Annotated in this window: 7 protein-coding genes; 3 read left to right on the top strand and 4 right to left on the bottom strand. The window is 70.1% G+C overall.

Annotation, left to right across the window (positions count from 1 at the left end):
- The first annotated feature begins 74 nt into the window (after positions 1-74).
- Positions 75-4,337, top strand: coding sequence for a rhamnogalacturonan lyase family protein (locus ID574_RS62260; protein ID WP_188191313.1), 4,263 nt, complete (start codon positions 75-77; stop codon positions 4,335-4,337).
- Between the two features lie 72 nt (positions 4,338-4,409).
- On the opposite strand, the gene ID574_RS24720 is transcribed toward ID574_RS62260, so the two are convergent.
- From ID574_RS24720 to ID574_RS24705, 4 genes are read right to left on the bottom strand one after another with little or no spacing between them, the layout of a single operon-like run.
- On the bottom strand, positions 4,410-5,921 hold the full coding sequence (locus tag ID574_RS24720; RefSeq protein ID WP_188191312.1) for a VWA domain-containing protein: 1,512 nt from the start codon (positions 5,919-5,921) through the stop codon (positions 4,410-4,412).
- Between the two features lie 24 nt (positions 5,922-5,945).
- On the bottom strand, positions 5,946-7,142 hold the full coding sequence (locus tag ID574_RS24715; RefSeq protein WP_223167026.1) for an AAA family ATPase: 1,197 nt from the start codon (positions 7,140-7,142) through the stop codon (positions 5,946-5,948).
- 9 nt (positions 7,143-7,151) lie between these two features.
- The gene (locus tag ID574_RS24710) at positions 7,152-8,444 is read right to left on the bottom strand and encodes an iron-containing alcohol dehydrogenase (protein WP_188191311.1); all 1,293 of its coding nucleotides are present in this window, start codon (positions 8,442-8,444) and stop codon (positions 7,152-7,154) included.
- Positions 8,434-11,331, bottom strand: coding sequence for a SpoIIE family protein phosphatase (locus tag ID574_RS24705; RefSeq protein WP_188191310.1), 2,898 nt, complete (start codon positions 11,329-11,331; stop codon positions 8,434-8,436). Before ID574_RS24705 ends, ID574_RS24710 begins: the two co-directional genes overlap by 11 nt.
- A 214-nt stretch (positions 11,332-11,545) precedes the next feature.
- Between ID574_RS24705 and ID574_RS24700 the strand changes: the two genes are divergently transcribed.
- Positions 11,546-11,905 (top strand): hypothetical protein, encoded by a 360-nt coding sequence (locus tag ID574_RS24700; RefSeq protein WP_188191309.1) that lies wholly within the window; start codon positions 11,546-11,548, stop codon positions 11,903-11,905.
- 111 nt (positions 11,906-12,016) lie between these two features.
- Positions 12,017-12,268 (top strand): hypothetical protein, encoded by a 252-nt coding sequence (locus ID574_RS24695; RefSeq protein WP_188191308.1) that lies wholly within the window; start codon positions 12,017-12,019, stop codon positions 12,266-12,268.
- Positions 12,269-12,309: the final 41 nt, after the last annotated feature.

Genomic DNA, 12,309 nt, shown 5'->3' with positions numbered 1-12,309 from the left:
CGGACCTTCTATTAAAACGATTCAATCGGGCCGAAACCCCACTCCCCCAAGCACCACCCCCGAATGGACGCCCCATGCGCAAGACCGCGGCCATTGCCCTCCTTCTGGGCTTGTTAGCGCTAACGCCGATCCCGGCCCAGGCCGGGGAGGCCGATCGCGCCTTCGACTTCGGCACCTCCGACAGCCCTCTGCAGGAGGGCTACACCCGCGTCACCGAGACCACCGGCTACACCTCCGCCCAGGGATACGGCTTCGCCGACACCTCAGGTGTGAGCTCGGCCGACAGAGCCACGGGAGACGCCCTCCGCTCCGACTTCGTCGCCACCGGCGGCGCCACCTTCAGCGTCGACCTGCCCAACGGCGACTACACCGTCTCACTCATCGCCGGTGACGCCGCCGAGGCGACGGACGTCGCCATCACGGTCGAGTCGATGGCCAAGGTGCAGCAGACCGCCAAGGCGGCAGGCCAGTACCTGGAGATGTCGTTCGGCATCGCCCTGGTGGACGGAAAGATGGACTTCACCTTCTCCGGGACCGCCCCCAAGATCAACTCGCTGGTGATCACGCGGCAGGCCGACCGCACCCCCGGCACGATCCCGACCGCCTACATCGCGGGCGACTCGACCGTCCAGACCTACGATCCGTTCTGGGCGCCCGAGGCCGGGTGGGGTCAGATGATCGAGCAGTTCTTCACCACCGGCGTCGCCTTCGACAACCACGCCATCGGCGGCCGCAGCTCCAAGAACTTCATCACCCAGGGCCGCCTCGACACGGTCCTGCGCGCCATCAGGCCCGGCGACTACTTCTTCGTCCAGTTCGGGCACAACGACGCGACGGTCAGCATCCCCGACCGGTACGCCTCCCCCGCGGACTACAAGGAGTACCTGAAGGTCTACGTCAACGGCGCCAGGCAGCGGGGCGCGACCCCGATCCTCGTCACGCCCGTCTCCCGGCTCGACTACAACGCCACGACCGGCACGTTCAACGTCTCCTTCCCGGAGTACGTGGCGAAGATGAAGAAGCTGGCCCAGGAGGAGAACGTCGCCCTGGTCGACCTGTCCACCCTGAGCAGGGAATACCTGGACGGCATCGGGCCCGAGGCGGCCAAGTCGGTGTTCCTGCACGTCCCCGCCGGCGTCTACGGCGCCTGGCCGAACGGCGCCACGGACAACACCCACTTCCAGGAGTACGGCGCCATCCAGATGGCGCGCCTGGTCGCGGGCGGCGTGAAGGCGCTGGGACTGCCGCTGTCGGGACTGGTGCGGGAGATCGAGCCGCCCGCCGCCGTCCCCGCCAAGCCCACCGGACTGGTGGCGGGCGGCATCTCGAACGCGGGCGCCGTGCTGAAGTGGGACGCCACCGAGTCCGCCGACGTCTACAAGGTGCTGCGCGACGGCGCCCTGGCCACCACCTCGGCGATCCCGCAGGCCTCGGTCTCGGGTCTGGCGGAGGGCAAGACGTACGAGTTCCGCGTGGTGGCGGTGAACGGGCGCGGCGACTCCGAGCCGTCCGACCCCGTGACGATCACCACGAAGCGCGCCCTGTACAAGTACGACTTCGGTCCCGCCACCGGGCCGGTCGCCGCCGGGTACACCCAGGTCACGCGGGCGACGATCTACACGCCTGAGAAGGGCTTCGGCCTCACCAGCTCCGCGAACATGATCGACCGGGACCGCGGCAGCGCGCTGGACGACCTCGGCAGGGACTTCGTGGCCTACTTCGGCGGCTCCTACGAGTTCAAGGTCGACGTGCCCAACGGCCTGTACGGCCTGAAGGCGTACGTCGGGGACCTGCTGGGCACCGCGCGGACCAACATCTCCGCGGAGGGCGGCACCGCCGTCGCCGTCTCCGGCAGCAGAAGCGTCGCCACGGCCGCCATCTCCGGGATCAAGGTCACCGACGGCCAGCTGAATGTCGTGATTTCGGGCACCACCGCCCACCTCAACGGCCTGGAGATCACCCCGATCCTGACGGCTCCCGAGGGCCTGCGAGCCGGAACGATCTCCTTCGAGGGGATCTCCGCCGGCGTCCCGCTGAGCTGGACCGCGACGGACGGGGCGGCCGGCTACCGGATCTTCCGGGCCGAGGAGGGCGACGCGAAGCCCACCCTGCTCGGCAAGGTGACGGACCCCTCCTACACCGACACGACCGCGCAGATCGGCTCCCGCTACGACTACACGGTGACCGCTCTCGACCCCGCCGGGGACGAGTCGGTGCCCTCGGCCGCGGTCAAGGTCGCCACCGTGGACTCCTCGGTGACGCCTCCGGCCGTGCCGCAGGCGCCCCGCCTCGGCCAGGTGCAGGAGGACAGCGTGGAGCTGCGCTGGAGCGGAGTCGAGAACGCCTTGCTGTACCGGGTCCAGCGGGCCGAGAAGGCCGAGGGGCCGTACAAGCTGATCGGGAGCACCCAGGAGCCGTCGTTCACCGACGACGAGGTCCTCACGACGGTGCCCTTCCACTACCGAATCGTCGCCGTCAACAGGGGCGGCGCCTCCGAGCCCTCCCCGTCGACCGCCTCGCGGGCGGCCGCCAAGCTGAAGCGGCAGATGGAGCGCCTGAACCGGGCGCCGGTCGCCGTCGCCACCGGCTCGGGCGTCTACCTGGGCTGGCGGCTGCTCGGGCTGGACGACCCCGGCCAGGCGTTCGAGATCTGGCGCGACGGAAAGAAGATCAAGGAGATCACGGGCGCCACGAACCACCTCGACCCTGACGGCACCGCACAATCCACCTATCGGGTGGTCCCCGTGGGGGGCGACCCGACGGCCGAGTTCGGCGTGTGGAGTCAGCCGTACACGGAGATCGCGCTGGACAAGCCGGCCGACGACTACACCAAGGACGGCCAGCCGTACACCTACAGCGCGGGCGACGCCTCGGTCGGCGACCTGGACGGCGACGGCGAGCTCGACCTGGTCCTCGTCTGGAACCCCAGCAACGCCAAGGACAACTCCCAGGCCGGCTACACCGGGCTCGTCTACGTGGATGCGTACACGATGGCGGGCAAGCGGAAGTGGCGGATCTCGCTCGGCAGGAACATCCGCGCGGGAGCCCACTACACCCAGCTCATGGTCTACGACCTCGACGGCGACGGCAGGTCGGAGGTGGTCATGAAGACCGCCGACGGCACCGTCGACGGCGCGGGCGCCGTCCTGGGCAACCCCAGCAGGGACTACCGCAACTCCAGCGGGTACGTGCTGTCCGGCCCGGAATACCTGACGGTGTTCGAAGGGAACACTGGCAAGGCGATCGACACCGTCGACTACACCCCGCCGCGCGGCGACGTGGCGGCGTGGGGCGACGCGTACGGCAACCGCGTGGACCGCTTCCTCGCGGCCGTCGCCTACCTCGACGGCGAGCACCCGTCGGTCGTCTTCAGCCGCGGCTACTACACGCGCACGGTCCTGGCCGCCTACGACTTCGACGGCAAGGACCTGAAGCAGCGGTGGGTCTTCGACTCGGGCACCCCCGGCAACGGCGCCTATGCGGGGCAGGGCAACCACAACCTGTCCGTCGCGGACCTCGACGGCGACCAGAAGGACGAGATCGTGTTCGGCTCCATGGCCGTCGACGACGACGGCGAGGGCCTGTACACCACCCGCCTGGGTCACGGCGACGCGCTGCACGTCACCGACCTGGACCCGAGCCGGCCCGGCTACGAGGTGTTCGCGGCCCACGAGGACATGGGCTCCAGCGGCAACCGCGGCGCCACCTTCAGGGACGCCGACACGGGTGAGGTGCTGTGGTCGATGCCCGCCACGAAGGACACGGGCCGCGCCGCCGCCGCCGACATCGACCCCAAGCACCCGGGCGCCGAGGCGTGGGCCGTGACCGCGACGGGCGAGTGGAACTCCACCCAAGGTGAGCTGCGCTCCGCCTCCGGCGAGCTGCTCGGGCAGTCGATCCCGGCGGCGAACTTCCTCGCCTGGTGGGACGGCGACCCGCTGCGCGAGATCGTCGACCACGCCTACGACCAGGCCAAGGGCGTCGGCGTCGGCACGATCTCCAAGTGGGACGGCACAGCGAGCAAGGAGATCCTCCGCGCCGAGGGCACCTACTCGAACAACTCCACCAAGGGGACGCCGACGCTCCAGGCCGACCTGGTCGGAGACTGGCGGGAGGAGATCATCTGGCGGTCGCAGGACAGCACCAAGCTGCGCCTCTACACGACCGTCGACGTGACCGACGTCAGGATCCCCACACTGATGCACGACCCCGTGTATCGGCTCTCGGTGGCCTGGCAGAACGTCGGCTACAACCAGCCGCCGCAGGCGGGCTTCTTCATCGGGAACGGCATGACCGCCCCGGAGGCCCCGCGCATCGTCTACACGCGGGCGCGCTAGCCGCGTCCATGGGGAGGACCTCCGCTGTGGTGCCGGAACCGGATTCCGCACCACACGGAGGTCCTCACCGGTTCACCTTCCCGTGAACCGCTGCGCCACCTGGTGTGCGACGCCTTCGAGCCGCGCCAGATCCGGCACCACGTGGATCTGGTCGCAGTGCTCGGCGTATGCGGGCAGGTCACAGCTGCCGAGCCGCCATGAATACCGGGGCTCCGGGGTGAGCCAGATGGTCTGCCTCGCCCGCCTGGTGAGCTCCTCGAACGCCTCCAGCTTCGGATCGTGGCCGTTCCCCCGGCCGTCCCCGAGCATCAGCAGGGTCGTCTTCCTGGTCAGCGCCGAGCGGTGCTCCGCGAGCATCAGCTCGAAGGTGCGGCCGTAGTCGGAGTCGGCGTCGACGTCGAGCAGCCCGCCGACCGCGCCGAACACCAGGTCGGCCACCTGCTGCAGCGGATGCTCGGCGAACAGTTCGGTGATCTCGTGGGGTTCGTCGACGAAGGCGAACGAGCGGACCTGCCCGAACAGGGACTGGAGGGTGTGCACCAGGTGCAGGGTGAAGCGGGCGCTGGCTCGTACGGAGAGTGAGACGTCGGCGAGGACGACGAGCCGGGGGGCGTCCTCGGCCCGGGTCGTGGTCACCGGCCGGAAGGGCACCGCGTCGTAACGCATGTTCTGCCGCATCGTGCGGGCCGGGTGCGCCCGGCCGCGGGGGCTGTTGCGCCGAGTGGCGGTCAGCGCCCCGGACAGCGTGCGGGCCAGCCGGCGCAGCGACGCCTCCAGCTCTCGGCGGCTCTGCTCGTCCACCGCCTCCGTACGCGCCCGCTCGACGGCTCTCGACTCGACGGCGGCGGCGAGCTGGGCCAGCTTGGCGAGGTGGCGCAGCAGCAGCTCGGCGAGGGCGTCGGCCGCCTGGGCCCGGCCGCGCGGGGTGGCGGGCTCCGGCCCGTCCGACTCCTCCGCGGATCGGCCGTTCGCGGGTCCCGCCACGGTCATCTCGGTGTCCGCGCGGAGGGGGTCGCCGCGGGAGAGCCGGCCGGGCGTTCCGGGGTTGTGCAGCCGTTCGGCCGCCAGCTCGACGCTGCCGACGAAAGTGGAGCCGGCGGTGGACCGCTGCCGGTCCTGGGGGAGGACGATCTCCTGGGTCAGCGCAGAAAGGTCGATCTTGCTGGCCTCCTGGTGGGGGTTGTAGCGCTGGGCGAGGTCCTGCGGGTCGAAGTAGTCGCGAATGTCGCGAGGCGGGCCGTGGCTGTGGCCGGGCTGCGGGAGGTGCGAGGGCTCTTCGGAGAGCGTGAACGACGTGGCCGCGCCGGTGTCGGACAGGTCGTCGTGCCCGTGGTGATGGCCGTTCCCCTGCTCGGCGGGGCTCGGCGGTGTGAGGGTGAAGAACGCGGTGAACAGCTCGTCGAAGACCGCGTCATAGCGCCGGTCCTTGATCAGCGTCATGCGCAGGGCTTCGCGCAGCGTGTCGCGCTCGCCCAGCATGCCCGGCTGCGCCGCCGCCCTCGTCGCGTCGATCGTCTCCGAGACCGAGACCGGCACGCCCGACAGGCGCAGCAACCGGACGAAGCGGTGGATGGTCGCTTCCATGGAACGCTCCTGTGCCCGAGCCGCTCAGCGTGCCCGGCGGCGCACGGCCGCGGAGAACGCGCGCTGTCCCTGGCCGGACCGCCCGTCGCGGTGGGGCTCGGCCGCGCTCGGGCCCGACGGCAGGCGGTAACCGACCTCGTGCCGGCCGAGCTGGTCCATGGCCGCCCGCACGGCGCGGCCGTCCGGCTCGTCGGCGTGGGTGTGACCGTTGGCGTGGGTGTGCGCCGGTGACGGGGCCCGTCGCGGATCGTGGGCGGCGCCCTCCTCTGCAGGCGCCGCCCGCCCCCCGGGGACCAGGTGGGGCAGCGCCTCGAGCGCCCGTTTCAGGTCGCGCTCGTATTTCAGCACCACGTTGGCGGTTTCCATGAGCAGTTGCGCGTCCAGCTCCGCGGCCCCCAGCACGGCCAGAGCACGGGCCCAGTCGACCGTCTCCGAGATCCCGGGGCTCTTCCGCAGCCGCAGGCCGCGTAGTTCGCGGACCACGCCGACCAGCTGTGCGGCCAGCGCGTCGGGCAGCCCCGTGTGCTTGGAGCGCACGATCTCCAGCTCCCGCTCGGCGTCCGGGTAGTCCAGGAACATGTGCAGGCACCGCCGTTTGAGCGCGGCCGACAAGTCCCTGGTGTTGTTCGAGGTCAGCACGACGCACGGCGGCACCGCCGCGACGTAGGTGCCGATCTCGGGCACCGAGACCTGGTACTCGTCCAGGCACTCCAGCAGCACGGCCTCCAGCGCCTCGTCGGCGCGGTCGATCTCGTCGATGAGCAGCACCGCCGGCTCGCGGCTGCGGATCGCCTCGAGGACCGGCCGAGGGGACAGGAAGCGGTCGGAGAAGAAGACGCCGTCCTGATCGCCTATGCGCTCCACGGCGGCGGCGAGGTCGGGTGCGTCCGCGACGATCTCGCTGATCTTCTCGCGCAGCAGCTGCGTGTACAGGAGCTGCTTTCCGTAGTCCCACTCGTACAGCGCCCTCGACTCGTCCTGTCCTTCGTAGCACTGCAGGCGCAGCAGCCGGCGTCCGGTGGCCGCGGCCAGGACCTTCGCCAGCTCCGTCTTGCCGACCCCGGCCGGGCCCTCCAGCAGGACCGGCTTGCCCAGGCGGAACAGCAGGTACACGGTGATGGCCAGCCGGCGATCGGCGATGTACCCGTGGGCGGCCAACTTCTCGATCACATCCGTGACCGACTCGAACGCATCGGGTACGGGGTGCGAAATGCCGGTCACGTCATCACCTCAGAGGAGCAGGTCGTCCAGGTCACCGTTCATGCAGTGCTCGACGAGCGGACGGACGGTGTCGTACGTGGCCTCCTTGGGGTTGGTCGGGACACAGGAGTCGCCGAGGGTGTGCCGGGTGATGCGGTCGACGTCGGCCTCGTCCCCGACGATCTCCCTCGACCGCTGGTAGAACTCGGTGGGGCCCTGCCCGAGCCGGTTCTTGGAGTACGTGTCCTGCTTCACGTCGGTGAGCTTCTCGGGCATGCCGAGGTCGCGCACCAGGCGGACGAGCTCCTCCACCGCGGCGTCGGCCGCGCGCACCGTGGTCATGCCGGTGGTGTCCACACCCATGGCGCGGGCGATGTCGGCGAAGCGCCGGTAGGCCACCGGCAGGTTGAAGGCCCACACCCTGGGCAGCAGCACGGCGTTGTTGATCCCGTGGTGCAGGTCGTAGTAGGCGCTGACCGCGTGCGAGATCGAGTGGGCGAGGCCCAGCCCGCCGGAGTTGAACGCCTGCGCCGCGATGTACTCGCCGTACATCATGGCCTCGCGGGCGGCCAGGTTGCGGCCGTCCCAGGTGGCGGTGCGCAGGTACTGCGCCGCGATATCCACGGCCTGCAGGGCCTGGCCGAGCGCGGGCGTGAAGTCCAGCCGTGACACGTACGCCTCGGAGGCGTGCGTGAGCACGTCGATTCCGCACTGCGCGGTGAAGTCGATCGGGCACTCGTAGAAGAGCACCGGGTCGTCGATGGCCAGCGTCACGCGCGCCGAGCGGTCGAAGGCCGCGTACTTGTGCGGATTGTCGGGATCGGTCGTGGTGTCGGTGATGACGAACAACGACGTGGTCTCAGAGCCCGTCCCGGCAGTGGTGTTCACCGCTATGTGCGGCGGGTTGTCGGGATTCTCCGCCTTGTGGTAGCCCTCGAACTCGTTGATGCTGCGGCCGTCGTGCGCGAGGGACAGCCGAGCGCCCTTGGTGGCATCGTGGGAGGAACCGCCGCCGATGGAGACGAAGGAGTCGCACTTGTTCTCCCGGAAGGCCTCCGCGGCGTCCATGCAGTTGTAGTCCTTGGGATTGGACTCGACCTTGTCGTAGACGACGAAGTCGACACCGTGGTACTTCCCCTGGTCGATGATCCGCTGGACGATGTCGGTCCCACGCAGGCCCGAGGTGACGACCAGCGACCGTTTGAATCCCAGCGCCTTGGCCTCCGGGCCGACGAGTTCGTGCGTTCCCGGCCCCAGCAGCGCCCTGGGCAGCGGTGTGAACTCCTTGACCGGCGACGGCCTGAAGAGTGTGTCAAGCTGCATGATCACCAGTCCTCTCCGTGTGATCCGGAATGGGACTCGCAGGCAGGTGCTGTTCGGTCCAGATGACCTTGCCGCTGGCCGTGTAGCGGGTGCCCCAGCGGGAGGCGAGCTGGGCGACCAGGAACAGTCCGCGCCCGCCCTCGTCGGTGGTCGCGGCGCGGCGCATCCGGGGCGAGGTGCTGCTGCCGTCGGACACCTCGCAGATGAGCGCGGAGTCGCGGAGCAGGCGCACCTCGATGGGCTCCCTCGCGTAGCGGATCGCGTTGGTGACCAGCTCGCTGACCACGAGCTCGGTGGTGAAGCACAGCTCGTCCAGGCCCCAGCGCTCGAGCTGCTCCGTCACCGCGCCGCGCACGGTGGAGACGTTCGCCGGGTCGGCGGACAGCTCCCAGGTGGCCACGCGGTCGGGGTCCAGCGCGTGCATGCGGGCGACCAGCAGAGCCACGTCGTCCTTGGGACGGCCGGGCAGCAGGGCCTCGACGACCGCCTGGCACGTCTCCTCTGGCGGGCGGCCCGGGTGCGTCAGGGCGCGCCGCAGCAGGGAGAGCCCCACGTCGATGTCGCGGCTGCGCTCCTCGATGAGACCGTCCGTGTAGAGGACGAGCTCGCTGCCCTCGGGGATCTCCAGGTCGACCGTCTCGAAGGGCAGACCTCCGAGGCCCAGCGGCGGACCCGCCGGCACGTCGGGGAACTCCACGGTTCCGTCCGGGAGCACGAGGGCGGGCAGCGGGTGACCGGCGCGGGCCAGGGTGCAGCGCCTGGACACCGGGTCGTACACCGCGTACAGGCAGGTGGCGCCCACGATCCCGTCGCCGCCGCACTGGTCGGCGTCGAGCCGGTCGACGAGCTCGTCGAGGCACGTGAGCAGGTCGTCCGCGGGCAGGTCGAGTACGGCGAAGTTCTGCAGCGCGGTACGCAGGCGGCCCATCGTGGCGGCGGCGTGCAGGCCGTGCCCGACGACGTCGCCGACCGCCAGCGCCACCCGGGCGCCGGACAGCGGGATGACGTCGTACCAGTCGCCGCTCACCCCGCCGTACGCCGGCAGGTAGCGGTGCGCGACCTCGACCGCGTTCTGCGAGGGCAGTCCGCGGGGAAGCAGGCTGCGCTGCAGGGCGAGCGCCATGTTGTGCTCGCGGGTGAAGCGGCGGGCGTTGTCGATGGACAGCGCTGCGCGGCCGACCATCTCCTCGGCGAGGCGGAGGTCGTCCTCTTCGAACGCGCGCTGCTGCCAGCGGTAGAAGCTGACCACGCCCAGGGTCGCGCCGCGGGCGTACATGGGCACCGCGATGAGGGAGCGGATCCCGAACCTGAGGATCTTCTCAGTGCGCGCGGGGTCGATGGCCTTCCACCCCGGCGCCTGCGCCAGATCCGGCTCCAGCACGGCCTCCCGGGTGGCGAGGCACTGGCCCTGCGGGGTGGACGGGAGGAACCTGACCGATTCCCCCACTTCGGTCAGGTGGGACGACCCGAGGACCGCGCCCAACGCCACCCGGCGGAACTCCCCGGTTTCGAGGGCCGCCTCGTCCCCCCGCAGAACGGCATCCACCAGGTCGACGCTGACGAAGTCGGCGAACCGTGGGACGACCACGTCGGCCAGCTCTTCCGCTGTACGGGTCACATCGAGGGTGGTGCCGATGCGGACGCTGGCGTCGTACAGCAACTCCAGGCGCTGCCGTGCCCGCAGGGCGAGCTGTCCCACGCCCAGCTCACCGACGAGGAGCAGCCATCCCTCGCCGCCGCCGGTCGCCGCGGCGGCGTCCTGGCCGTCGGCCGTCCCGGGTTCCGGAGCGGCCGTCTCCCCGCACACGAACGGGACCGCGGGCACCGGTGCGGATGTGGGCTCAGGGGCCGCCTCCGGCGGCTTGGCCACCTTCCGCGGGGCCGGGATGATCAGGGTCTCCGAGGAGGGCGCCACCGCCAGGGGGGCCGTGACCGACATGCGGCGTACGCGCCCGGCCTCGTCCGCGCGGCCGGCGTCGTACGGGAGGCTCGCCTCGACCGCTATGCCGGCCTCTCCCGAGAGGCCGGCGACCGACCGGCAGGTGAGAGTGGCGATCTGGCCGTTGAAGAGCTCCACCTGGGCCATGAACCGGTGCGGGGAGGAGATCAGCTCCGCGGCCTTCGCCCGCAGCAGGGCCTGGTCGGCGCGACCCAGGACGTCGTCGATCGAGGGGAGCGCTCCTTCGGACCCGACGCTGGGCGGCTCGCCGGGCAGCCGGGCGGCGCGCTGGCTGCGCATGAAGGCCCGGAGCAGGTCCCGCTCCCGTTGTGTGGTCTGCTCCAGCAGGCGCCGCTCGATGTCGCGGGCGGCGTCGCGGACGACCTTCATCATCGCCGGGTCCGCGTCGGACCGCCGGCAGGTGAGATCGAGGATCCCCTCGACCTGCCCGCTCAGCGGATCGCGGATGGGCGCGCCAGCGCAGGCGAAGGGGTGCATGCAGGCGGCGAAATGCTCGCTGCCGAAGACGTAGCTGGGCCTTCTGTCCGCCAGCGTCGTGCCGATGCCGTTGGTGCCGGCGATCTGCTCGGCGAAGGCGAATCCGACGGCGAGGCAGACGGCGTCGAGACTCCTGTTGAGCTCGGGGTCGCCGCCCCGGCGTTGGAGCACCCTCGCCTTGTCGTCGCAGAGGATCACGCTCACGCGTTCTCCGCTGAGTTGGGTCTCCATCTTGTCGAGCACGGGCGTGGCCGCGTGGATGAGCCGGCCGTGCAGGTCCAGGTCCTCCTGGTAGGGAATCTCCAACTGGTCGGGGACCAGGCCGAGCAACCGGCAGCGCTGCCAGGACGTCAGAATGGGGCTCCTGACGTTTCCCTCGACCTCGCGCCCGTCGTAGAACCTCTCGTGGGCGCCGGTCAGTTTGTCTATGTCGTCCCAGGCAACCGCCACTTCTGACCGCCCCCTCGTCTAGCGAGAGACATATGCGCCTCAGAAACCATTATTCTACCTAAAATCACTTTTTTGGGTAAATGTCCGGATCGATCACCCCTGAGCCGCTCCGGGCGGCGTGCGCGCACTAGTTGATCAAGAAATTCCCCGGAAAGGCTAAGATCGCAAATTCGGAATTAACCGGGATTTCAGCCTCTCTCGATACAGAGATCACATGACCATCAAGCGCCACACAGTGGCCGCCGCCGCGATCGCCCTGACCGCGATCGCCACCGTCACCTCGCAGCCGGCTGTCGCCGCCGAGCAGCGCGCCGCGGGCCAGTCCGCCGTCGTCTGCCCCACCGGCTATCTGTGCCTCCAGCCGAGCTCGACGTCCGCCCGGCCCGTGCTCGTCAGAGAGGGGACCAGCCGCTCCTTCTCCGGCGGGCTGCGCGTCAGCGAGGTCTCCAACCGGACCAGCGTGGCGTACTGCATCACCAGCCAGCCCTACAACTACGCCCTGTCCCCCAGCCAGTCGGCGGTCCGCGCCCACACCGTGCTGTCGGTCCGGCCGGGCGGCGTCTGCCTGACGTGACCTCTCGGCCGTAACCACGGAATGCCCGGGTGGCCGGAGTGCGGCCACCCGGGCGACATGGCGGCGAACGGGCGCATTGCCTGTCACCGTATTATTAGTTAACTTTCCTTTATGAAGTCGCGCATCCTTGCCGCGCTCGCGTTGGCCGCGGCCACCCTCGTCACCGCATTCAGTCTCGGTTCACCCGCACAAGCGGCAGCACCCGGCTACGTCAAGCAGGGCTCCTACGGCTGGCCCGACCAATGCCTCGGGGTCGGCCACCAGGGCCAGGTCAACCACACCTGGAGCTCGTACTACTGCGAAACCGTCATCCCGACCAACTGGAACGCCCCCGGCCTGTACCACCTGTGGGTGCAATACTGATTCCTTCGGTGTTTCCGCAGGTAAGAGGCGGTCAGAGGCGC

It is taken from the genome of Nonomuraea sp. SYSU D8015 (assembly GCF_008065375.1).
Taxonomy (GTDB): Bacteria; Actinomycetota; Actinomycetes; order Streptosporangiales; family Streptosporangiaceae; genus Nonomuraea.
Note: the sequence above shows the minus strand (reverse complement) of the source record. Positions and strands in the feature narration are given on the sequence as shown.

What these genes read in the sequence shown, in the direction of transcription:
- ID574_RS62260 (WP_188191313.1), top strand. Translation starts at nt 75, where the DNA reads ATGCGCAAGACCGCGGCCATTGCCCTCCTTCTGGGCTTGTTAGCGCTA.
- ID574_RS24720 (WP_188191312.1), bottom strand. Translation starts at nt 5,921, where the DNA reads ATGGAAGCGACCATCCACCGCTTCGTCCGGTTGCTGCGCCTGTCGGGC.
- ID574_RS24710 (WP_188191311.1), bottom strand. Translation starts at nt 8,444, where the DNA reads ATGCAGCTTGACACACTCTTCAGGCCGTCGCCGGTCAAGGAGTTCACA.
- ID574_RS24700 (WP_188191309.1), top strand. Translation starts at nt 11,546, where the DNA reads ATGACCATCAAGCGCCACACAGTGGCCGCCGCCGCGATCGCCCTGACC.
- ID574_RS24695 (WP_188191308.1), top strand. Translation starts at nt 12,017, where the DNA reads ATGAAGTCGCGCATCCTTGCCGCGCTCGCGTTGGCCGCGGCCACCCTC.